The sequence below is a fragment of the Pseudomonas sp. LY-1 genome, from assembly GCF_053502595.1.
The window spans coordinates 2,335,902-2,359,093 of record NZ_CP094353.1 but is presented as its reverse complement, the minus strand read 5'-3'; the positions used below and the strand labels follow the sequence as shown (position 1 = coordinate 2,359,093).

Sequence of the window (23,192 nt, the reverse complement as noted above, 5' to 3'; positions counted from 1 at the left end):
GCGTTGAAAACGCCCAAAGGAGCTTCGGATGAAACAGCTTTTCCTGGCATCACTGTTAGGCTCGACCATTGCCATGAGCACCGCCGCCATGGCCGCTGATACCGATCTAAAAACGCTCGAAGCCGCCGCGAAAGCGGAAGGCGCCGTCAACAGCGTCGGCATGCCCGATGACTGGGCCAACTGGAAAGGCACCTGGGATGACCTGGCCAAGACCTACGGCCTCAAGCACATCGACACCGACATGAGCTCGGCCCAGGAAATCGCCAAGTTCGCCGCCGAGAAAGACAACGCCAGTGCCGATATCGGCGACGTCGGCGCGGCCTTCGGCCCGATCGCGGTGAAACAGGGCGTGGTCCAGCCTTACAAACCAAGCACCTGGGCCCAGGTCCCGGATTGGGCGAAAGATAAAGACGGCAACTGGGCGCTGGCCTACACCGGCACCATCGCCTTTATCGTCAACAAAAAGCTGCTGCACGGTTCGGACGTACCAACCAGCTGGGCTGACTTGAAGAGCGGCAAATACAAGGTCTCCATCGGTGACGTGAGCACCGCCGCCCAAGCCGCCAACGGTGTGCTGGCCGCCGCCATCGCCAACAAGGGCGACGAGAAAAACCTGCAGCCGGCCCTGCTGATGTTCGCCGACATCGCCAAGCAAGGTCGCCTGTCCCTCGCCAACCCGACCATCGCCACCATGGAAAAAGGCGAAGTGGAAGTCGGCGTGGTCTGGGATTTCAACGGTTTGAGCTACAGAGCCAAGATGGCCAACCCGGATGACTACGTGGTGCTGATCCCATCGGACGGTTCGGTGATTTCCGGCTACACCACCATCATCAATAAATACGCCAAGCACCCGAACGCCGCCAAACTGGCCCGCGAATACATCTTCAGCGACGCCGGCCAGATCAACCTGGCCAAGGGCAATGCGCGGCCGATTCGCGCCGAACACCTGACGTTGCCGAAGGAAGTGCAGGACAAGCTGCTGCCGAACGAGCAATACAAGCACGTCACTCCGATCAAGGATGCCGACGCCTGGGAGAAGAGCTCCAAGGCACTGCCGCAGAAGTGGCAGGAAGAAGTCATCATCAATATGCAGTAATGCCTGAGCTGTAGATGCGGTCAGTGTGGGAGCAGGTTTACCTGCTCCCACATTTGTTCCGGTCCCAACCGCAAACCCGATCCAAACCCATCTGTTGCGGAGCGTCTCCCCCTATGAAGCACAACGTCATCCTTGTGGTGCTCGACGGCCTGAACTTCGAGGTTGCCCGTCATGCCATGGGGCATCTGCAAGCCTACGTCGGCGCAGGACGCGCAGCCCTCTACAAACTCGAATGTGAACTGCCGTCACTCTCCCGGCCGCTCTACGAATGCATCTTCACTGGCGTGCCGCCGATCGACAGCGGCATCACCCACAACCATGTGTCGCGCCTGTCCAACCAGCGCAGCCTGTTCCATTACGCCCGCGACGCCGGTCTCACCACCGCCGCGGCGGCCTATCATTGGGTCAGCGAGTTGTATAACCGCACGCCCTTTATCGCCGCCCGTGACCGGCATACCGACGACAAGACCCTGGCGATCCAGCACGGGCACTTCTACTGGCAGGACCACTACCCGGATTCGCACCTGTTCGCCGACGCCGAAAGCCTGCGCTGCAGACACGCGCCGAACCTGCTGGTCGTCCACCCGATGAACATCGACGACGCCGGCCACAAGCACGGCCTCGACAGCGCGCAATACCGCAACAGCGCACGCTCGGCCGACATCCTCCTGGCCGACTACCTGCAAGGCTGGCTCGACGCCGGCTATCAGGTGCTGGTGACCGCCGACCACGGCATGAACAACGACCGCTCCCACAACGGCCTGCTGCCGGAAGAACGCGAAGTGCCGCTGTTCGTGCTCGGCTCGGCCTTCACCTTCGATCCCGACGCCACGCCCAGGCAAACCGAGCTGTGCGGCACCGTCTGCGCGTTGCTGGGCGTGCCCCACGACAAACCTGTATGCCGGGAGCTGTTGAAGTGAGTGCCATGACCCGCAGCAAATGGCTGGCAATCCTGTGCCTGGTGCCTTTCGCGTTGTTCTTCATCGTGTTTGAAATTGCCCCGCTGGCGTGGGTGATGATCAACAGCCTGCAATCGGAAGAGTTCGGCTGGGGCCTGGCCAACTTCAGCAAAATCTTCAGTTCGAAGTTCTACCTGCAGGCGATCCAGTACAGCCTGGAGATCAGCTTCTACTCCAGCGTGTTCGGCATCATCATTTCGGTGCTCGGCAGCTACTCGTTGCGCCGCGTGGACTCGCCGCTGCGCAACTTCGTCACCGCCTTCGCCAACATGACCAGCAACTTCGCCGGCGTGCCCCTGGCCTTTGCCTTCATCATCCTGCTCGGTTTCAACGGCAGCATCACCATCATGCTCAAGCAGGCCGGGATCATTCAGGACTTCAACCTGTACTCCAAGACCGGCCTGATCATTCTCTACACCTACTTCCAGATCCCGCTGGGCGTGCTGCTGCTCTACCCGGCCTTCGATGCGTTGCGCGAAGACTGGCGCGAGTCCGCCGCCCTGCTGGGTGCCAACGGCTGGCAGTTCTGGCGCCACATCGGCCTGCCGGTGCTGACCCCCGCGCTGCTCGGCACCTTCGTGATCCTGCTGGCCAACGCCCTCGGCGCCTACGCCACGGTCTACGCGCTGACCACCGGCAATTTCAACGTATTGCCGATCCGGATCGCGGCGATGGTGTCCGGCGACATCTCCCTGGACCCGAACATGGCCAGCGCCCTGGCCGTGGTGCTGGTGGCGCTGATGACCGTGGTCACCGTGGTCCATCAACTGCTGCTCAAGAGGAGCTACCATGTCTCGCGCTGAAGCCGGCCCGGCCTCCCTCTACCACCGGGTGGTGGTGTATCTGTTATTCGCGATCCTGGTGCTGCCGCTGATCGGCACCTTTGTCTACTCCATTGCCAGCAGCTGGTCGGCGACGATCTTGCCGGCCGGCTTTACCGTGAAGTGGTACGTGCAACTGTGGAGCGACCCGCGCTTTCTGATGGCTTTCGGCCAGTCCCTGCTGGTGTGCGTGGGCGCGTTGATTTTGTCGGTGGTGCTGATCCTGCCGCTGCTGTTCGTGGTGCATTACCACTTCCCCAGGCTCGACGCGTTGATGAACATCCTGATCCTGCTGCCGTTCGCGGTGCCGCCGGTGGTGTCGTCGGTGGGCCTGCTGCAACTCTATGGCTCCGGGCCGCTGGCGATGGTGGGGACGCCGTGGATTCTGATCGGCTGCTATTTCACCGTGGCGCTGCCGTTCATGTACCGCGCGATCACCAACAACCTGCAAGCCATCAACCTGCGCGACCTGATGGACGCCGCGCAACTGCTCGGCGCCAGCACCTGGCAGGCAGCGATCCTGGTGGTGCTGCCCAACCTGCGCAAGGGCCTGATGGTGGCGTTGCTGCTGTCGTTTTCGTTCCTGTTCGGTGAGTTCGTGTTCGCCAATATCCTCGTCGGCACGCGCTACGAAACCCTGCAGGTGTACCTGAACAACATGCGCAACAGCAGCGGCCACTTCACCAGTGCCGTGGTCATTTCCTATTTCTTCTTTGTGCTGGTGCTGACCTGGGCCGCCAACATCTTGAACAAGGACAAAAGCCAATGAGCTTCGTCAGCGTCCAACACCTGCAAAAAGGCTACGCCGGCACCCCGGTGTTCAGTGACATCAACTGCGAGATCGCCAAGGGCGAATTCGTCACCCTGCTCGGCCCGTCCGGCTGCGGCAAGTCCACCTTGCTGCGCTGCATCGCCGGCCTGACCTCGGTCGACAGTGGCCAGATCCTCCTCGACGGCCACGACATCGTGCCCTTGAGCCCGCAGAAACGGCAGATCGGCATGGTGTTCCAGAGCTATGCGCTGTTCCCCAACATGACCGTGGAACAAAACGTCGCCTTCGGCCTGCGCATGCAAAAGGTCAACGCCGACGACAGCCACAAACGCGTGCAGGACGTGCTGCAACTGGTGGAGCTCAACGAGCTGGCCGGGCGCTACCCGCACCAGATGTCCGGCGGCCAGTGCCAGCGCGTGGCCCTCGCCCGCTCCCTGGTGACCCGCCCGCGCCTGTTGCTGCTGGATGAACCGCTGTCGGCGCTGGATGCGCGCATCCGCAAGCACCTGCGCGAGCAGATCCGCCAGATCCAGCGCGAGTTGGGCCTGACCACGATTTTCGTGACCCATGACCAGGAAGAAGCCCTGACCATGTCCGACCGGATCTTCCTGATGAACCAGGGCAAGATCGTGCAAAGCGGCGATGCCGAAACCCTCTACACCGCGCCGGTGGATGTGTTTGCCGCCGGGTTTATCGGCAACTACAACCTGCTCGACGCGGACAAGGCCAGCCAACTGCTGCAACGGCCGATCAGCGGGCGCATCGCGATTCGCCCGGAAGCCATCGAACTGAGCCGCAGCGGCGAACTCGACGCCCTGGTGCGCAGCCACAGCCTGCTGGGCAACGTGATTCGCTACCGTATCGAAGCGCGCGGCGTGGAATTGGTGGTGGACGTGCTCAACCGCTCGGCGGACGATCTGCACCCCGACGGCCAGCGCCTGGCACTTTCCATCGACCCGAGCGCACTGTGTGAAGTAGCCTGAGCAGCAGTGATTTTTTAAGAGAGTGTGACGGATGGCATTGGTAATTTTTGATTTGGACGACACCCTGATCCACGGCGACTGCGCCACCCTGTGGAGCGAGCAGATGGGCCGCCTGGCCTGGGTCGACCCCGAGTCGTTCATGCGCAAGAACAACGAACTGATGGACGCCTACAGCCAGGGCAAGCTGGCCATGGAAGAGTTCATGGACTTCAGCCTGGAGCCGATGATCGGCCGCACGCCGGAGGAGATCGAGCACCTGGTGGAGCCCTGGGTCGAGGACGTGATCGAACCGCTGATCTACAGCGACGCCACCCGCACCATCGCCCGCCACCGCGCGAACGGCGACCGGGTGCTGGTGATTTCCGCGTCGGGCACCCACCTGGTCACGCCGATTGCGGCGCGTATCGGCATCGATGAAGTGTTGGGGATCGAGCTGGATGTCAGCCACGGCGTGTACAGCGGCCGTACTGTCGGCGTCCTGACCTACCGCGAAGGCAAGATCACCCGTTTGCTCGAATGGCTGGAGCAGGAAGGGGAAACCCTGGAAGGCGCGTACTTCTATTCGGATTCGCGCAATGATCTGCCGTTGCTGCTGAAGGTGGATAACCCGCAGGTGGTGAACCCCGACCCGGTATTGCGCGAGCACGCCGAAAAAGCCGGCTGGCCGGTCCACCGCTGGGCCTGATTCGACCAAGATCCAACTGTGGGAGGGGGCTTGCCCCCTCCCACATTGACCACATTCCAATTCGGGATCAGGTCAGGCTGTCGTCGATCACCAACACCAACTTGCCGGAAATCTGGTTGGTCGCCAGCTCCGCAAACGCCGCCTCGGCATCGTTGATCGGGAAGGTCTTGGCCAGTTGCGGGCTCAAGCGGCCTTCGGCAAACAACGGCCAGACATGCTGGCTCAGGTCACTGAACAGGTCGGCCTTGAACTGATCGTCACGGCTGCGCAGGGTCGAGCCCAGCAGTTGCACTCGCTTGCCCAGCACCTGCGCCAGGTCCAGTTGCGCCTCGCGCCCGCCCATCAGGCCGATCAGCACCCAACGACCGTCCAGGGCCAGCAACTTGAGGTCCAGCGCCGCGTAGCTGGCGCCGACCGGGTCGAGGATGACGTCGAACGGCCCGAAATCCCGCAGCCCTTCAATACCGTCCGTGCGGACCACGCCGCCCTGGGCGCCGAGGGCTTCACAGTAGGCCAACCGATCCGCCGAGCCGACACTGACCCAGCACGGGCTGCCGAACGCCTTGCACAACTGGATCGCCGCCGAACCCACGCCACTGGCGCCGGCATGCAGCAACACCTTCTCGCCGGGCTTGACGCCCGCCAGTTGGAACAGGTTCAACCACGCGGTGCTGTACACCTCGGGCAATGCCGCCGCTTCGATCAACGACAGGCCTTCCGGCACCGGCAGCACGTGACGGGCGTCCACCACCACTTCCTCGGCCATGCCGCCGCCGGCCAGCAGCGCGCAGACGCGGTCGCCGACCTGCCAGGACGAACCCGCGCCGACCTCGCTGATCACCCCGGAACACTCCAGGCCCAACACCTTGCTGACGCCCGGCGGCGGCGGATACAGCCCCGCACGCTGCAATAAATCGGCACGATTGAGGCCCGCAGCCGCCACCCGAATGCGAACCTGACCTACATCGCATGTAGGACTTGGCTCTTCCAACCACTCCACATGACCTTCAACGCCTTGCAATGCTTTCACAGTGCCTCCATAGTGAGTCTGGACTGAGCCCGTAGCTGTATCGCCGGGCTTTTTGCATTATGCGACCGGCCCAAATGGAACCGGCGACTTCAAAGACGGCCTAATATGCGTTATCAATTGCCCCCGCGTCGAATCAGCATGAAGCATTTGTTCCCCAGCACCGCCCTAGCTCTTTTCATTGGTCTCGGCTTGTCGTCGATGTCGACCAATACGTTCGCAGCCAACAGCTGGGACAATCTTCAGCCTGATCGCGATGAGGTGATTGCCAGCCTTAACGTCGTCGAGTTGCTCAAGCGTCATCACTACAGCAAGCCGCCGCTGGACGACGCTCGCTCGGTGATCATCTATGACAGCTACCTCAAGCTGCTGGACCCGTCGCGCAGCTACTTCCTGGCCAGCGACATCGCTGAGTTCGACAAGTGGAAGACCCAGTTCGACGACTTCCTCAAGAGTGGCGACCTGCAGCCCGGGTTCACCATCTACAAGCGTTACCTGGACCGCGTCAAAGCGCGTCTGGACTTCGCCCTGGGTGAATTGGACAAAGGCATCGACAAGTTCGACTTCACCGAGAAGGAAAGCCTTCTGGTGGATCGCAAGGACGCCCCGTGGCTGACCAGCACCGCCGCCCTGGATGACCTGTGGCGCAAACGCGTCAAGGACGAAGTGCTGCGCCTGAAGATCGCCGGCAAAGAGCCGAAGGCCATTCAAGAGCTGTTGACCAAGCGCTACAAGAATCAGCTGGCACGTCTGGACCAGACCCGTGCCGAAGATATCTTCCAGGCCTACATCAACACCTTCGCGATGTCCTACGACCCGCACACCAATTATCTGTCGCCGGATAACGCGGAAAATTTCGATATCAACATGAGTCTGTCGCTGGAAGGCATCGGTGCCGTCCTGCAAAGCGACAATGACCAGGTGAAAATCGTGCGTCTGGTACCGGCCGGTCCGGCAGACAAGACCAAGCAGGTCGCCCCTGCCGACAAGATCATCGGCGTGGCCCAGGCCGACAAAGAGATGGTCGATGTGGTCGGCTGGCGCCTGGACGAAGTGGTCAAGCTGATCCGTGGGCCGAAAGGCAGCGTGGTGCGCCTGGAAGTGATTCCGCACACCAATGCGCCGAACGACCAGACCAGCAAGATCGTGTCCATCACCCGTGAAGCGGTGAAACTCGAAGACCAGGCCGTGCAGAAGAAAGTCCTCAACCTCAAGCAGGATGGCAAGGACTACAAGCTGGGCGTGATTGAAATCCCGGCCTTCTACCTCGACTTCAAGGCCTTCCGTGCTGGCGATCCGGACTACAAGAGCACCACGCGCGACGTTAAGAAGATCCTGACCGAGCTGCAGAAAGAAAAAGTCGACGGCGTGGTCATCGACCTGCGCAACAACGGCGGCGGCTCCCTGCAGGAAGCCACCGAGCTGACCAGCCTGTTTATCGACAAGGGTCCGACCGTGTTGGTGCGCAACGCTGACGGCCGTGTCGACGTGCTCGAAGACGAGAACCCGGGCGCCTTCTACAAAGGCCCGATGGCGTTGCTGGTCAACCGCCTGTCGGCCTCGGCCTCGGAGATTTTCGCCGGCGCCATGCAGGACTATCACCGCGCCTTGATCATCGGCGGCCAGACCTTCGGCAAAGGCACCGTGCAGACCATCCAGCCGCTGAACCATGGCGAGCTGAAACTGACCCTGGCCAAGTTCTACCGGGTTTCCGGGCAGAGCACCCAGCATCAGGGCGTGCTGCCGGACATCGACTTCCCGTCGATCATCGACACCAAGGAAATCGGCGAGAGCGCCCTGCCCGAGGCCATGCCGTGGGACACCATCCGTCCTGCGATCAAGCCCGCGTCGGACCCGTTCAAGCCATTCCTGGCGCAGTTGAAGGCTGACCACGACACCCGCTCCGCCAAGGATGCCGAGTTCATGTTCATCCGCGACAAGCTGGCCCTGGCCAAGAAACTGATGGAAGAAAAATCCGTCAGCCTCAATGAAGTGGATCGTCGCAAGCAGCACGCCGACATCGAGAATCAGCAACTGGTGCTGGAGAACGTCCGCCGCAAGGCCAAGGGCGAAGCCCCACTCAAGGAACTGAAGAAAGAAGATGAAGACGCGCTGCCGACCGAGGCGGATAAAACCAAGCCGGAAGACGACGCCTACCTGGCCGAGACAGGCCGGATTCTGCTGGACTACCTGAAAGTGACCAAACAGGTGGCCAAGCAATAAATGATGGCTATTTAATGTGATCACGCTGCAGAGTGTCATCATATAGACATCATTCTGTCGTGAAATAAAGGACCGTCGGCTCACCGCCTGCGGTCCTTTTTTTTCGATCGAGATCGAGATCGCCATGACCATGACCGAACAGCTGAATGCATTGGGCTCTATCCTGGCTCAAGGCAGTTTACACAGCCTGTTCCAACCGATCATCTGCCTGTCCGAGCGGCGTATCCTCGGCTACGAAGCCCTCAGCCGTGGCCCGTCCAACAGCCCGCTGCACTCCCCGGTCGCCCTGTTTGCCGTGGCCGGCCATGCCGGGCGCCTCAGCGAACTGGAAATAGCCTGCCGCGAAAGCGCATGCCGACGCTTCAGCGAGCAGAAGTTGCCGGGCAAGCTGTTTCTCAATATCTCGCCGGAATCCCTGATGGAAACCGCGCACCAACCGGGCCGCACCCTGCAACTGCTGCGGGACTTCGGCATCCCCCCCAGCCAAGTGGTGATCGAACTCACCGAGCAGTCGCCCACCGACGATTTCGACCTGCTGCAAACCGCCCTGCATCACTACCGCGACATGGGTTTCGCCATCGCGCTCGATGACTTGGGCGCAGGCTATTCCAGCCTGCGCCTGTGGTCGGAACTGCGTCCGGATTACGTGAAGATCGATCGGCACTTTATCGACGGCATCCACCAGGACGCGCTCAAGCGCGAATTTGTCGGCTCTATCCTGCAGATCGCCCGGGCGTCGCGCGCCCAGGTGATTGCCGAAGGCATCGAGCTGCCGGAAGAACTGGCGGTGCTGACCGAGATGGGGGTCGACCTGATCCAGGGTTATTTGCTCTGTCGTCCCCAAGAACACCCGCCGCAGGAAGCGCGCCTGATGCTACCCAAACCCGACAACTCCAACATTGCCCTCAGCGAAGAAGGCAGTGACCTCAGCGCCCTGCTCAACGAGCAGCCGGCAGTGAATCAGGACACCGCCACCGCCCAGGTGCTGGAGTCCTTCCGCCGCCAGGCCAACCTCAACTCCCTGGCGGTGCTGGATGGGCGCGACCGGCCGGTCGGGATTGTGCATCGCCATTCGTTGTCCGACGCCCTGCTCAAACCCTTCGCCACCGACCTGTTCGCGCGCAAGCCGATCAGCCGCCTGATGAGCGATGATTTTCTCGCGGTGGAGTTGAGCCAGTCCCTGCAACAGGTCAGCCGGCTGCTGACCAGCCGCGCCCGCCAACGCATTGAGGAAGACTTCATCATCACGCTGAACGGCGACTACCTCGGCCTGGGCCGGGTGATCGATGTGCTCAAGCTGATCACCGAACTGAAGATCCAGCAGGCGCGCTACGCCAACCCGTTGACCCTGCTACCGGGCAACGTGCCGATCCAGCAGTGCCTGACGCGACTGTTGCAGCAGCAACGCGAGTCGGTGATTTGCTACGTGGATATCGACAGCTTCAAGCCGTTCAATGACATCTATGGCTACGGGCGTGGCGATGAAGTGCTGCTGTGCCTGGCGCAATGCCTGAATGACCGGGTCGACCCCAGCCGCGACTTTGTCGGGCATATCGGCGGCGATGACTTCTTGCTGGTGCTCGGGCCGCAGGATTGGCGCAAACGGCTCAATCAACTGCTGGACGATTTCCACACCCAATGCCGACGCTTCTATCGCGCCGAACATCTGGACGCCGGCTGCTTTGTGGCCTTGAACCGCCAGGGTGTGCGCCAGGAATATGCTCTGTTGTCGCTGTCCATCGGCGTGGTGCATTTGTATCCACAGGCCTGTGGACAACTCGATGCCAGCCAGTTGGCGGAGCTGGCGTCCCAGGCCAAACACCATGCCAAGGACATCGCCGGTTACAGCATCCACGTGATCGACAGCCTGGACATGCTGCCCCTGCCGGTTTAAGCCTCGGCGGATTCCGGGTACTCGTATTCGAACACGCGCACCACCTCCGAAGCGTGCCAGGACGCGGCGGCCACGCCATCGGAAGGCCCGCAAAAACGCCCCAGGCGCTCCACGCATTCAAAAAAACCGGTACGCGGCAGGCGGCTGGCACCCTGGCTGATCACCAGGGAACTGCGCAACGGCTGCTCGGCCTTGGCGTCCAGCGCCGCCAGATGTTCCAGGGCGGCGGTGAGGGTCTGCATCGCCGGCGTGGGAAATTGCAGGCGCTCCAGCAGCGCACGGTAAGTCAGCAAGTGGCGCTGGCGGCGCGCCTGGTCCAGTTCGTGGAGTAACCCATCCCAGTGTTGACGGCTGATACGTAGGCTCAAGATTCATCCCTCCAACCTGCCACGCCCAATTCCCAGGCCAGACTGCGGCGGATCGCGGCATCCGGCTGGCGTTCACCACTTTCGATCAATCCGAGGTACGAGGGGCTGATCCCCACGGTACGGGCCAGGGCTTCAATAGCCAGGCCCTTGGCTTCGCGCAAGCCGCGCAGGTCTGCAAGCGGGTGCAGGTCCTGGGCTGGAGCGGCGTGGGCAGTAGAAGAAGGTGCTGGTGCGGGTTGCTGCTGACCGGCGGCTTTTAGCAGCGCCTGGTACTGATCCCATGGCAACACCGCATATTCGGGTTCGCCATCCCGTGAAATTATCTGAATATCCATGACAGCCCCGTAGGATAACAACACTTACTAAGTAAGCACTTTCCTTAAGCGCTTTCCTAAGGAGTGTAATCCTAACAGCCACAAAGGTCGCAGGGGGATCGCCGTATCATGGGGTTTTTTGCCGGTTTTCCTGGGCCAGCAGCGCGGGCGTCGCAGGCAGGCGCTCAACCACGGCGAGCTTTTCCGGACGCTGCGCCTCACGCCAGGCGCGAAAGGCGCTCAGTTCGGCGCTCAGGCTCTTCATGACCCAGGCCAGCACGGCGATGTCGTCGAGCATGCCGAACATGGGAATAAAGTCCGGTATCGCATCGATCGGACTGAGGAAATACATCAGTCCTGCGACGACCGACACCAGCGCCTTCGGGCTGATCGCGCGGTACTCGCCCCGCCAGTAGGCCAGGCACAGGGCCTGGAGCAACTTGAGGTCATCCTTGAGCTTACCGAGGCGGTTGCCCTGGCTTGCGCCCTTGGCCGCCACGGCGAACAACAGCGTCGGCAAGCGCCCACGCCCCAGCAAGCGCGCGGCCATGGGCAGAAAACGGGCGAAATTGAAGGGTGGTTTCATTCGGCACTCCAGTTCCATGGGACAGAGAAGGTTATCCACACAAATTGTGGATAACCTTGTGAACAGAGCCGGTTTTCACCGCTGAGAGCCACGGTTTACAAGGCCTTCAGTCAGATCGGGCGTTTTTTGCGCACATCAAAAAAACCCAAGAATTCATTGACTTGGCGCTTGCGTCCGGCTACCTGCACTCGAGTCTTGATCAGACTGCCGCACCTTGCGGACGTTCGTTTGGGTTTGCACAGGCTTGAGTGTGCAAGCGTGCGGCAGAAACAACAACGCCCCGTCGAGACGGGGCGTTGGGTGTTCAGGCGCCGATTACTTCTTGGCGGCTGGTGCGTCAGGAGCTTCAGCCTTGGCCGGGTCCTTGATGCCCAGCAGTTCCAGGTCGAATACCAGCACGGAGTTGGCCGGAATCGCCGGGCTCGGGCTCTGGGCACCGTAAGCCAGGTCGGACGGGATGTACAACTCGACCTTCTCGCCGACGTGCATCAGTTGCAGGCCTTCGACCCAACCCGGAATCACGCCGCTGACCGGCAGGTCAATCGGGCTGCCGCGATCCACGGAGCTGTCAAAGGTGGTGCCGTTGGTGAGCTTGCCGGTGTAGTGAACAGTCACTACGTCGGTCGGCTTAGGCTGAGGGCCGTCGGCTTTCTTGGTGATCTTGTACTGCAGGCCGGAAGCCGTGGTGACTACACCGTCTTTCTTGGCGTTGTCTTCGAGGAATTTCTTGCCGGCGGCTGCCGACTCTTCGCTCATTTTGGCCATGCGTTCTTCAGCACGCTTTTGCAGTGCGGCAAACGCTTCAACCAGTTCGTCGTCTTTCAGCTTCTGCTCTTTCTTGCCGACGGCATCTTCAATGCCCTGGGCTACCGCTTTGGAATCCAGGTCATCCATGCCTTCTTGGGCAAGGCTTTTGCCCATGTTCAGGCCGATACCGTAGGAAGCTTTCTGCGCCGGGGTTTTCAGCTCTACGCTGGTCTGCGAATCACAACCCGCAAGTACCAGGCTAACCAGGGCCACCGCCGCCGCCAACCGATGCTGTTTCATGCTATTTCCTTGTTCATGCGCCAAAAGGGCAATCGAATAAAGTCGCGAGCTTATCAGGCGGCCACGACCAATGGCTACCGGCATCTGAGCAGGAAACTTCTGATAAGTTCACGTGTTTAAACGCATTTTCATTCATGATGGGCGCCCGCGACGGATCGCGGGACTGCCTGTCAGCAGGACATGGCCACTTGCCGCACCTGTGGCGTAGTGGCATAACAACGCAATCACTCGACAAGGATAGTTATCTTGCGCATTTTTTCCCGTGTTTTATTGCTGATTCTCGCCCTGCTGGGCCTGATCCTGGCGGTGGTGCTCTATTACACCGTCAACCCCAGGCTGCCGGACTACGTGCCCGTGGAACAGGTACGCTACCAGGACCAATGGAGTGCCGCCGACCGCCAGACCTATTACTTCACGCCCCAGGGCACCCAGGTAAAAGGCCTGCATTACGACTGGTTCACCGCGCTGGAACTGCCGTTTTCCGAACAGCGCTTCGCCGCCCCGGAGTACCTGGCACGCTTCGGCTTCCTGGTCGACCCCAAGCAAGTGCCCAGCACACAAAACCCCGGCAACCTGCCGGTCGGCTTCGCTCGGCACAAGAATGCCGGCAACAATACCGAATACCTGGACATCACCTGCGCCGCCTGCCACACCGGCGAACTGCATTTCAACGGCCAGGCCCTGCGCATCGACGGCGGTTCGGCCCAGCACGTGCTGCCGTCCAGCGTGCCGACCTTGCGCGGCGGCAGTTTCGGCCAGGCCCTGGTGGCCAGTCTCGCCGCGACGTATTACAACCCTTGGAAATTCGAGCGCTTCGCCCGCAAGGTGCTTGGCCACGATTACGACACTCACAATGAACAACTGCTGCGCCAGGACTTCAAACAGTCGCTGAACCAGTTCCTCAAAGTCGCCTGGAACGACACCCATCGCGGCCTCTACCCCACCGAAGAAGGCCCGGGGCGCACCGATGCCTTCGGCCGTATCGCCAACGCCAGCTTCGGCGACGCGATTTCGCCGGACAATTACCGCGTTGCCAACGCGCCGGTGGACTACCCGCAGCTGTGGGATATCTGGACGTTCGACTGGGTGCAATGGAACGGTTCAGCGCAACAACCGATGGCGCGCAATATCGGCGAAGCCCTCGGCGTGGGAGCCACCCTGGGCTTCTTCGACAACGCCGGCCAGCCGCTTCAGGGCGACGCGCGCTACCCGTCGAGCGTGCGGGTGCGCGACCTGAACCTGATCGAAGAAACCCTGCAGCGCCTCAAGCCGCCGACCTGGCCGGAAGACCTGTTCGGCGCCATCGACAAGCCCCTCGCCGCCCAGGGTCGCGCACTGTTCGTCGAAAACTGCGCCGGCTGCCATGTGCCGGCCGTCACCCAGCAAAATGGCCGCCCGGTACAGCAACTGAAGATGCTCCCGGTGGACGCCATCGGCACCGACCCTGGCGCCGCCAACAACATTGCCGACCAGCGCTATGACCTCAGCGCCTTGAAATGGGACCCGGCGGAGCTGGCCAAACTGAATGTCGAGTTGCACCCCACGCCCACCGAACCGCTGGACCTGAAAAAAATCTCCGTGGCCAAGGGCCTGGCCTACGTCACCGCCTTCGTTGAGGACCACGCCTACCGCGCCGCCGGCGTTACCCCGGCCGAGCGCCCACGCCTGGACGGTTACGGCCTGCCCATCGGCGTGCGCGAGTTGCGCGCCTATAAAGCGCGGCCGCTAGCCGGCGTGTGGGCCACCCCGCCGTTCTTGCACAACGGCTCGGTGCCGACGATCTACCAGTTGCTCTCGCCCCAGGATGAGCGCGCCACCACCTTCTATAAAGGCACCTTCGACTACGACCCGCGCCACCTGGGCTTTCAGACCGACGCGTTCAAAAATGCCTTCCTGTTCGATACGCGCATCACCGGCAACCACAACAGCGGCCATGAATTCCGTGCCGGCCAGCGTGGCAACGGGGTCATCGGCCGCGGCTTGCTGCCCCAGGAACGCTGGGCGCTGCTCGAATACCTCAAAGTCCTCGGCGGCCCGCTGGAGCAACAACTGCCATGATTATCCACTCGCACAACCAGCAACCTTCCATGCTCGCGCGCCTGTGGCTGCGCCTCGGCGCCGTGCTCGGCAAAACCCTGGCATGGCTGCTGGCCCTTGGCCTGCTCGGCTGGCTGGCCGCCACCGCCTGGTACGCCTGGCAGTACAGCGGTCCGGTGTCGCCGGATGAGCAGATCCCGTCCGGTGAAGCGGCAATGACCCAAGGCATTATCCAGACGGCAGTGCGTATCGTTGACCAACACCGCGAAGGCACGCGCTACCTGCGCGACGCCCACGCCAAGGCCCACGGTTGCGTGAAGGCCGAAGTCAGTGTGCTGGCCGACCTCGACCCGGCGTTACGCCAAGGTGTGTTCGCCGAACCGGGCAAGACCTGGCACGCCATGATGCGGTTGTCCAACGGCAACGCCTACCCGCAATTCGACAGCATCCGCGATGCGCGCGGCATGGCCATCAAGCTGCTCGACGTGCCGGGCAAACAGCTGCTCGCCGACCAGCAAGCGCGGGCCGAGCAGGACTTCGTGATGTTCAGCCACCCGAATTTCTTTGTCAGCGACGTGGCCGAATACGCGCAGAACATCGGGGCCCAGGCGGACGGCAAGAAGGTCCTGGCATTTTTTCCCAAGCTCGACCCGCGCAGTTGGCAGGTGCGCCACCTGTTCATCGCCCTGGCGACCCTGGCCCCCGCGCCAGCCAGCCCGACCCAGACCACGTACTTTTCCGTCTCGCCCTACAAGTTCGGCGCGGCCAACGCCAAGTTCCGCGTCGCACCCGACCCGCAAAGCTGCCCGGATTACGTGCCGCCCAAACAGAACCAGGACCTGCCGAACTTCCTGCGCAGTGCGCTGAACCAGCAACTGTCCACCGACCGCGTGCCGGCGTGTTTCGTGTTGCAGATCCAGCGGCAGAACCCGCAGAAGTTCATGCCGATCGAAGACACCAGCATCGAATGGAAGGAAAGCGATGCGCCCTATGAAACCGTGGCCAAGGTGACGATCCCCGCCCAGGATTTCGACACGCCGGCGCTGAACCTGGCGTGCGACAACCAGTCGTTCAACCCGTGGTTCGGGCTGGAGGCGCACCGCCCCATCGGCGGGATCAACCGGTTGCGTAAAGCGGTGTACGAAGCTGTCAGCGACTATCGGCATAGCCGCAACTTGTAAGGTTGGGGCTGTGTGGGAGGGGGCTTGCTGCCTCCCACATTTAGATCTCATTACAATAAGCAGATGTTGTGTCGTTCTGCTTTTCGTAAAGAATGCGTATAGATTGCCAATTCACCATAACGATTACGTCGCCTCTATTGAGTCACTAAGCGCGAACGTTCTACCGTCACTTCCTACCCCCAAACATCCGTAGGAAGTCATCGTGGAAAGTTCAACTTTAGGCATGGTCGTCCTCTCAATGATTGCACTCTTCGGCACCGCCGCGTTTTGCTTCGAGCACCTCGCCACCCGCAGCGAGAAGAAAAAGAAAGCCAAATAAACAGCGCGTCAACATCAGCAGGACCCCAGTTTTTCAAGGGATACCCGGGCGGCGGGCTATCCCTTTTTTTCGTTCGCCCCGCATAATTTCGTCTCTATACCGTCTTAATACCGCCGCCGCTAATCAGTGCCTGGGCTTGATACCCCAGCGATTAACCTCCCCGCGTCCGCCATTGCGGCTTATTCATTCAGGGGAGTTACACCGTGTTCACACTCACGTTCATTTATATCGCCAGCGGCTTATGCGCCGTGGGGCTGTTCGCTTACTTGGGCTACGCACTTATTCGCGCAGAAAAATTCTAGGGAGTTCGCCATGTACAACCTGATGTTTATTGGCCTCTCCCTGGTGTTTTTTGTTGCGACCGCCATGGGCGCTCGGGCCAGCCGGTCCACCTGACGCCCATCGAGTACCGCTTGCTCTGCGCGATGATTCGCGGCCAGAGCCGGGTGCTGACTCACCGGCAACTGCTGCTGGAAGTGTGGGGCCTGGACTACGTCGACCGCGCCCACTACCTACGTGTACACATGGCGCATTTGCGGCAAAAACTCGAGGCCGACCCGGCGCAGCCGCAGTACTTCATTACCGAGTTGCAGGTGGGCTACCGGTTGGTCGGGTTGTGAACAGGCGCGCGGCGGCGAAGTCCACGAACACGCGGATTTTCGGCGAGAGATGGCGGCTGGACGGCCACAACGCCCAGAACTGGCCCTCGTCCTCGCAATGGCCCTCCAACACGGTGTCCAACTGCCCTTGGGCGAGCGCCTCGCGGGCGAGAAAGTCCGGCACGTAGGCAATGCCGTGGCCATCGACGGCGGCGCTGAGCATGGCTTCCATATTGTTCAACGTCAGCGCCGTGGGCAAGCGCAACGCCGTGATCGCGGGGTTGGCGGACAACGTCCAGTCCATGATTTTGCCGGTGGTGGCAAACCGATAACGCAAGCATGGGTGGCGCTCAAGATCGGCGAGGGTTGCCGGCCGTCCGTGCTCGCGCAGATACGCGGGCGATGCACACAGCACAAACCTGAACGGCCCCAGCTTGCGGGCCATCAAGCTCGAATCGGCCAGGCCGCCGCTGCGGATCACCACGTCGAAGCCCTCCTCGATCACATCCACCAGGTGGTCGTTGAAATCCAGTTCCAGCTCGATCTCCGGGTAGGTCTGCCTGAACGCGAGCATATGCGGAAAGAGAAAGCGGTAGCCGATGGTCGGCAGGCTGACGCGCAATTTGCCACGGGGCGCTTGTATGGCATGGGAAAGCATGGCGCGGGCGTCGTGCAGGTCGTCGAGAATTTTCCGACAGCGCTCGTAGAACAAGTGACCTTCGGCGGTCAGGCCGACTTTGCGCGTGCTGCGGTGCAGCAGGCGCACATTCAGCGAGGCTTCGAGTTTGGCGACATTCTTGCCCACCGCCGAGGCGGAAACCCCCAGTGCCCGCGCGGCCCCCACGAAGCTGAGGGCTTCTGCCGTTTTGACGAAGGCGATCACGCCGCTGAGATTATCCGTCACGCCATTACATCCATTCAGTCCGCTATAACTGGAATGTAAGGCTGTTTATCGACGATTGCATCCTGTCTAGAGTCTTTGTCTTCATAAAACAGCCGGAATGCCCCCCATGCACACCACCACCGAGACCCTGCCCGCCCCGGGCCGCCATGCCATCCTGGCCGCGATTTGCCTGGCGGCGTTGGTGTTGCCCATGAGCTTTACCGGCGGCGCTGTCGCCACGCCATTTATCGGCCAGACATTCGCCGCCCACCCCACGCAACTGGCGTGGATCACCAACGCGTTCATGCTCAGCTTCGGCAGCTTGTTGATGGCCGCCGGCACCCTCGCCGACCGCTATGGGCGCAAGCGCCTGTTTTTATGGGGCATGGCACTGTTTACTGGCGCCTCCCTGTGGCTGACGGTGGCACCGGGCATGCTCTGGCTGGATGCCTTGCGCGCACTGCAAGGCGTCGCGGCGGCCATCGCGCTGGCCAGCGGTTGTGCGGCGCTGGCCCAGGAATTTGACGGGCATGCGCGCACGCGCGCCTTCAGCCTGCTGGGCACCACCTTCGGCGCGGGGCTGGCGTTTGGCCCGCTGTTGTCGGGGCTGCTGATCGAACAGTGGGGCTGGCGCGCGATTTTCCTCGGCACGGCCGTGCTGGCAGGCCTCTCGCTCATGCTCGCCGCGCCGACCCTGCGAGAAAGCCGCGATCCCCGGGCACTGCGCCTGGACACGGCCGGCGTGCTGACGTTTTCGGCCATGCTGGTGAGCTTGACCACAGCGGTCATCCTCGCGCCGGTGCAGGGTTGGGGCGCGGCGAGCACGCGGTACCTGCTGGCGGCGACCGCCGTGTTGCTGCTGGTGTTTATCCTCGTTGAACATCGCGTCCGCCACCCGATGCTCGACCTGCAGCTGTTTCGCTTTGCGCGCTTCCTTGGCGTGCAACTGCTGCCGATCGGCACCTGTTACTGCTACATCGTCCTGATCGTGTTGCTGCCGCTGCGCTTTATCGGCGTCGAAGGCCACGGCGCGTCCGAGGCAGGCTTGATGATGCTCGCACTGTCGGCGCCCATGCTGGGGGTGCCGATGCTCGCGGCGACGCTCACGCGCTGGCTGTCGGCGGGCGTGCTGTGCGCCATTGGCCTGCTGATCGCGGCGACGGGCTTGTATGCGCTGAGCCTGGTTCAGGTCGGCCAGTCGTGGCAGACAGTGGTCGCGATGCTGATCATCGGCATCGGCACCGGGTTGCCATGGGGCTTGATGGACGGGCTGGCGATCAGCGTGGTTCCCAAAGAACGTGCGGGTATGGCGGCGGGGATTTTCAATACCACACGCGTGGCCAGTGAGGGCGTGGCGCTGGCGGTCACCCTGGCGGTGTTGAGCGCCTTGGTTGCGCATCATCTGCCGCAGCACACGGCGCTGGACGTTTCCGTCATTGCGCAGAGCCTGGTCATGGGCAATGTGCAGCACGCCAGTGCGAGCCTGCCCGTGGCGGTGTTGCGCACGGCCTATATCGCCGGCTTCAACAACTTGTTGCAACTGCTGGCGGGCGTCACCTTGCTGACGGCCGCGGCGGTGCTCATTTTCCTCGGTCGACGCCCCATCGCGCCCCTCCACGCCGAGGCCGCACAGGGAGCGCCGAGCTGAATGGCAGGCACAAAAAAAGGTTCTTCACGGAATCCCGGGAAACACAGAAACAAGAACGCCGATTTGATGGATGATGTTCGTGCGAGCAAACACATCTAAAAAACCGGCGTTCTTGTGCGCGATATTAATACTTTTCTTCCCTTTTGGGAGGGCTTTTCTGTCGTCACGATCAAACCTGACGGCGATGCCTGTAGGCGCCGACGCCAAATTGAACCAAGTGCCGATGCAAGACTGACCCCACCTCAAATAGACACCAATGTAGAACAGGCAATGGTTTTTGAGGAATCAGACTGGGTCAGTGACATCTCGGCAACTAGGTCAATTCGGCGTCGACGCCAACAGGCAACTTAAACAGACGGCATTAAGGTTTAGCACAACGGCGAAAAGCTCGCGGGCAGGTAGACGATAGAATGCATGGTTCGCAGTTGCGGCCCTGAGTTTTCCGGAGGCCAAACTCCGTCGGCCACTGCGCGCGTACGCACGTCAAGGCGTTGCTCCAAGTTGGTGTAGGGCCAGATGTGCAGGTAGCGAGGTAGGACGCCCGAGGTGGCGTAAAAAGCCGCATACACCGATGAGTAGTTTGCGCCAGTGCGCGCCGACACGGCTTTGGCCCAGCCATCGAGAGTCGGTTGCAGGCCGGAAGGAATCAGATCGTATTCACGCAATTCGTAGAAAGGCCCGTGGGCGCCGGGAGCCAGGGGCTTGAGGAAGGGAAACAGGCAGTAGTCGTCGGCCTGCATGTCGAGCAGGAATTCGCCGATACCGAAGGCATCGTCAGCCAGCAGATAACGCTCACGTTCGGCCTGGCGCAGTGCTTCACTGGGAAAGCCGCGTAGCAGAACGATGCGATTCTGCGGACCAATCTCCGAGAGCCAGCAGCCCATCAACTCTACGCCATCCAGGCTCTGCGCCAGGGCCGCTTCGATACGTGCCAGGGCGACGGTCGGGGTGCGCACGCGCACGGTGAAGGTGATCAGTTCATACAAGCGCATGGGTACTCCAATCGGTCAGTAGGCCCGCACAACGGCGGGCCGCATGTTGAAGGTCAGCCATTCGGCCGAGAGGTCATCTATGTCAGGGCAGCCCATCAGGTTGAGTGTACGTCGCAGCTCCTCTGCGAGCAGGTCGAGCGCACGAGCCGTGCCGGCCTCTCCCGCGACCGCGACGCCATATAGGCTGGCTCGCCCTAGCAGCACGGCATCGGCCCCCAGAGCCAGGGCCTTGACGATGTCGCTACCTCGGCGGATGCCGCCATCGAGCAGCAGTGTCAGCCGGCCACGGGCCAACGGTGCGATCAGGCGTAGGGCATCGAGTCCGCTCGCCGCGCCGTCCAACTGCCGCCCACCGTGATTGCTGATCACCACACCATCCAACCCGAGGGCAATGGCGCGCTCGGCATCTGCCGGGTGCAACACGCCCTTGAGCAGCAATTGCCCGGCCCACTGGTCACGCACGCAAGCCAGGGCGTCCCAATCGAGGAGCGTATCCATCTGCTCACCGATAAATTGCATCGAGCCCAGAGCCGTGCGTTCGTCTTCAGGCAGGTAAGGGTCGAGGTTCCCCATCGATGGCAAGCCATGAGGCCACATCACCTGACGCAACCAACGTGGATGGCGCAGCACCTGCAGCTTGTTGCGCAGGCTGAGCTGGCGGGGCCGCACGAAGTTGCGCCGGTCCCACTCGCGATTGCCCAGCACCATCGCATCGCAGGTCAACAATAGGGTACTGACACCGGCCTCCCTAGCGCGGGCCAGGAGGCTAGCCTGAATGCTCGCATCGCGCATGGCGTAGAGCTGGAACCACAAATCGACGCCAGGCACCTGGCGAACGATCGTCTCCAGTGCAGCATTGGCCACAGTACTCAGACAGAAAGGCACGCCTCGCGCAGTCGCGGCTCGCGCCAAGTGAATATCCGCATCACGGTGCAACATGCCGTTGTAGCCAGTGGGACCGATCAGCAGCGGCAATGCAGCCGACTTGCCGAAGAGCGTGCGGGCGGTACCTGGTACATGGCAAGGCACTAACGCGCGCTGCTGCAGGCCGACTTCGACATAGGCCTGGCGATTGCGCTGCAAGGTCAGCTCATCCTCGGCGCCGCCGGCCAGGTACTCCCAGACGAAATGGGGCAGACGCTGGCAGGCCAGCGTTGCCAACTCAGCAATGCTATGGACGCGACTCAAGTCGGTACCGCGGTAATAACGACGCATGTTTCGATCCTCAGCGATACCTACGGTATCGTCCAACGGTAAAAAAGCTCAGGAGAGCGACCCGGGCAAAGGAGCAGGAACTCCATAAAAGGACACTAGGCGCTTGCCTCCTGCATGGCATATGGGCGATTACGGCTGATGCTGAGTAGAGTCAGGGTCGTGATCACGCTGAAGAACACCAGCATCAGCGATACCGGCCAGGCATCGCGGTAAACGGCGAACAGCGCCGTAGCAGCCAGAGGCGCCAGACCGCCGGCAAAGATCGAGGCGATCTCATGCCCCATGGCCAGGCCGGTGTAGCGCACATGGGTGGGGAACAACTCGCCCATAAGCGCCGGCTGGGTGCCTATCATCGCCGCATGGCTAAACGGCAGGCCAAGTAACAAGGCCAGGTACACCAGCAGCGGCTGGTGAGTGTCCATCAGCCAGAAGAACGGAAACGCGAACAGCGCGAGGCTCACCGAGCCGATGGCATACACCGCACGCCGGCCGATACGATCGGACAGCCAGCCCCAAAACAGAATGCTGAAGGCCTCCACGGTCATCGCCAGCATCACCCCGATCAGCACCACCTGAGTCGACAGGCCGGTGAACTTGGCATAGGCCATGGAGAAGGACAGGAAAATGTAGGCACCACCATTCTCCGCCACCCGCAGCCCCATAGCCTGCAGTACCGCCTTGGGATGCTCGCGCAGAACCTGGAGCGCGGGCGGGTGCGCCTGAACCTCATTTTTTGCGACCGCCGCCTCGAACTCGCGACTTTCCGGCAGGCGCCGGCGAATGTAGATGCCGACACCAAAGATCAAGATGCTGAGCAGGAACGGCAGGCGCCAACCCCAACTCATGAAGTCCGGTTCAGGCAGCATCTGTACCAGGTAGAAAGCTACGGCAGAGAGTACGAAGCCGCCCGAAACACCCAGTTGACTCCACGCCGCGTAGAAACCTACTCGTTTGGCTGGGGCGTTCTCGCTGAGCATCAGCACCCCTCCCCCCCACTCACCACCCGAGGCGATGCCCTGAACGATGCGTAGAATCACCAAACAGATCGGTGCCAGATAACCGACCTGCTCGAAGGTCGGCAACAGGCCCATCAGGAAGGTCGCTCCCCCCATCATTGATAGAGTGATCACCAGGGCGTTTTTGCGGCCATGGCGATCCCCAAGATGGCCGAATATCAGCCCCCCCAACGGTCTGGCGACGAAGCCAACGGCAAAGCCGGCAAAAGCACCGAGAGTGCCGATCACCGGGTCGGTGCCGGGCGGGAAGAACAACGGACCGAACACCAGGGCAGCGGCGGTACCGTAGAGAAAGAAGTCGTACCACTCCAGGGCGTTGCCGAACACCGAAGCGACGACGATGCGGCGCAGCGACCTGGGTTGTTCACAGTGAGCATGCATAGAAAACTCCACATCCATGCTGCCCGCATACGGTTTTCGCCATAAGCGGGCAAGGGGTCGACGTCGAGTCTGCTCACGACCTCACAAGCCAGGGCCAGACAAAAGTAGCTTCACCCTATCTGACCGACTCGAAACAGATCGCGGGC

General features: G+C 61.6%; 21 protein-coding genes and 1 pseudogene. 13 read left to right on the top strand and 9 right to left on the bottom strand.

The features are described from left to right. The first annotated feature begins 28 nt into the window (after positions 1-28). From MOQ67_RS10890 to MOQ67_RS10865, 6 genes are all read left to right on the top strand, one after another. A complete protein-coding gene (locus MOQ67_RS10890; protein WP_102618347.1) occupies positions 29-1,096 on the top strand; it encodes an ABC transporter substrate-binding protein in 1,068 nt (355 codons plus the stop codon). Between the two features lie 113 nt (positions 1,097-1,209). Then, on the top strand, positions 1,210-2,016 hold the full coding sequence (locus tag MOQ67_RS10885; RefSeq protein ID WP_017846893.1) for an alkaline phosphatase family protein: 807 nt from the start codon (positions 1,210-1,212) through the stop codon (positions 2,014-2,016). 5 nt (positions 2,017-2,021) lie between these two features. Next, positions 2,022-2,858, top strand: coding sequence for an ABC transporter permease (locus tag MOQ67_RS10880; RefSeq protein ID WP_177410557.1), 837 nt, complete (start codon positions 2,022-2,024; stop codon positions 2,856-2,858). Beyond that, positions 2,845-3,645, top strand: coding sequence for an ABC transporter permease (locus MOQ67_RS10875; protein ID WP_017846891.1), 801 nt, complete (start codon positions 2,845-2,847; stop codon positions 3,643-3,645). The genes MOQ67_RS10880 and MOQ67_RS10875 overlap by 14 nt, the downstream gene beginning before the upstream one ends. After that, a complete protein-coding gene (locus MOQ67_RS10870; RefSeq protein WP_198717887.1) occupies positions 3,642-4,631 on the top strand; it encodes an ABC transporter ATP-binding protein in 990 nt (329 codons plus the stop codon). The genes MOQ67_RS10875 and MOQ67_RS10870 overlap by 4 nt, the downstream gene beginning before the upstream one ends. A gap of 31 nt (positions 4,632-4,662) precedes the next feature. Beyond that, on the top strand, positions 4,663-5,316 hold the full coding sequence (locus MOQ67_RS10865) for an HAD family hydrolase (RefSeq protein ID WP_017846889.1): 654 nt from the start codon (positions 4,663-4,665) through the stop codon (positions 5,314-5,316). A 67-nt stretch (positions 5,317-5,383) separates the two neighbouring features. Here the strand turns inward: MOQ67_RS10865 and MOQ67_RS10860 are convergent, their stop codons facing one another. After that, on the bottom strand, positions 5,384-6,346 hold the full coding sequence (locus MOQ67_RS10860; protein WP_026140008.1) for a zinc-binding dehydrogenase: 963 nt from the start codon (positions 6,344-6,346) through the stop codon (positions 5,384-5,386). A 138-nt stretch (positions 6,347-6,484) separates the two neighbouring features. On the opposite strand from MOQ67_RS10860, the gene MOQ67_RS10855 reads away from it, so the two are divergent. Together MOQ67_RS10855 and MOQ67_RS10850 are read left to right on the top strand one after the other, a co-directional pair. Next, a complete protein-coding gene (locus MOQ67_RS10855) occupies positions 6,485-8,566 on the top strand; it encodes a carboxy terminal-processing peptidase (protein WP_169886158.1) in 2,082 nt (693 codons plus the stop codon). Positions 8,567-8,690: 124 nt separating this feature from the next. Beyond that, positions 8,691-10,460, top strand: a complete 1,770-nt coding sequence (locus MOQ67_RS10850) for a bifunctional diguanylate cyclase/phosphodiesterase (RefSeq protein ID WP_046491064.1) — start codon at positions 8,691-8,693, stop codon at positions 10,458-10,460. Here the strand turns inward: MOQ67_RS10850 and MOQ67_RS10845 are convergent. From MOQ67_RS10845 to MOQ67_RS10830, 4 genes are all read right to left on the bottom strand, one after another. After that, complete coding sequence (locus tag MOQ67_RS10845) at positions 10,457-10,828, bottom strand: hypothetical protein (protein WP_017846885.1); 372 nt, start codon at positions 10,826-10,828, stop codon at positions 10,457-10,459. The genes MOQ67_RS10850 and MOQ67_RS10845 overlap by 4 nt on opposite strands. Beyond that, on the bottom strand, positions 10,825-11,163 hold the full coding sequence (locus MOQ67_RS10840; RefSeq protein ID WP_046385332.1) for a helix-turn-helix domain-containing protein: 339 nt from the start codon (positions 11,161-11,163) through the stop codon (positions 10,825-10,827). The genes MOQ67_RS10845 and MOQ67_RS10840 overlap by 4 nt, the downstream gene beginning before the upstream one ends. A gap of 106 nt (positions 11,164-11,269) precedes the next feature. After that, the gene (locus MOQ67_RS10835) at positions 11,270-11,728 is read right to left on the bottom strand and encodes a YkvA family protein (RefSeq protein WP_017846883.1); all 459 of its coding nucleotides are present in this window, start codon (positions 11,726-11,728) and stop codon (positions 11,270-11,272) included. A gap of 315 nt (positions 11,729-12,043) precedes the next feature. Beyond that, complete coding sequence (locus MOQ67_RS10830; protein ID WP_017846882.1) at positions 12,044-12,775, bottom strand: FKBP-type peptidyl-prolyl cis-trans isomerase; 732 nt, start codon at positions 12,773-12,775, stop codon at positions 12,044-12,046. A 246-nt stretch (positions 12,776-13,021) separates the two neighbouring features. On the opposite strand from MOQ67_RS10830, the gene MOQ67_RS10825 reads away from it, so the two are divergent. The 4 genes and pseudogenes from MOQ67_RS10825 to MOQ67_RS10810 form a co-directional block, all read left to right on the top strand. Continuing rightward, positions 13,022-14,833: a di-heme-cytochrome C peroxidase gene (locus tag MOQ67_RS10825; RefSeq protein WP_102618352.1), complete on the top strand. Its 1,812-nt coding sequence runs from the start codon at positions 13,022-13,024 to the stop codon at positions 14,831-14,833. A gap of 29 nt (positions 14,834-14,862) precedes the next feature. Next, positions 14,863-15,993, top strand: coding sequence for a catalase family protein (locus MOQ67_RS10820; protein ID WP_371920074.1), 1,131 nt, complete (start codon positions 14,863-14,865; stop codon positions 15,991-15,993). 522 nt (positions 15,994-16,515) lie between these two features. Next, on the top strand, positions 16,516-16,614 hold the full coding sequence (gene kdpF / locus MOQ67_RS10815; RefSeq protein WP_028615778.1) for a K(+)-transporting ATPase subunit F: 99 nt from the start codon (positions 16,516-16,518) through the stop codon (positions 16,612-16,614). 69 nt (positions 16,615-16,683) lie between these two features. Beyond that, positions 16,684-16,932, top strand: a pseudogene (locus tag MOQ67_RS10810) (winged helix-turn-helix domain-containing protein); the annotation flags it as partial. On the opposite strand, the gene MOQ67_RS10805 reads toward MOQ67_RS10810, so the two are convergent. Next, complete coding sequence (locus tag MOQ67_RS10805) at positions 16,892-17,815, bottom strand: LysR family transcriptional regulator (RefSeq protein WP_169885617.1); 924 nt, start codon at positions 17,813-17,815, stop codon at positions 16,892-16,894. The pseudogene MOQ67_RS10810 and the gene MOQ67_RS10805 overlap by 41 nt on opposite strands. Positions 17,816-17,921: 106 nt before the next feature. Between MOQ67_RS10805 and MOQ67_RS10800 the strand changes: the two genes are divergently transcribed. Beyond that, positions 17,922-19,442: an MFS transporter gene (locus MOQ67_RS10800; protein WP_198717886.1), complete on the top strand. Its 1,521-nt coding sequence runs from the start codon at positions 17,922-17,924 to the stop codon at positions 19,440-19,442. 368 nt (positions 19,443-19,810) lie between these two features. Here MOQ67_RS10800 and MOQ67_RS10795 read toward each other — a convergent pair whose 3' ends face one another. From MOQ67_RS10795 to MOQ67_RS10785, 3 genes are all read right to left on the bottom strand, one after another. Continuing rightward, a complete protein-coding gene (locus MOQ67_RS10795) occupies positions 19,811-20,434 on the bottom strand; it encodes an NIPSNAP family protein (protein WP_017846876.1) in 624 nt (207 codons plus the stop codon). A gap of 15 nt (positions 20,435-20,449) precedes the next feature. After that, positions 20,450-21,649: an alpha-hydroxy acid oxidase gene (locus tag MOQ67_RS10790; protein WP_017846875.1), complete on the bottom strand. Its 1,200-nt coding sequence runs from the start codon at positions 21,647-21,649 to the stop codon at positions 20,450-20,452. Between the two features lie 95 nt (positions 21,650-21,744). Next, a complete protein-coding gene (locus tag MOQ67_RS10785; protein ID WP_052743417.1) occupies positions 21,745-23,046 on the bottom strand; it encodes an MFS transporter in 1,302 nt (433 codons plus the stop codon). Positions 23,047-23,192 lie beyond the last annotated feature (146 nt).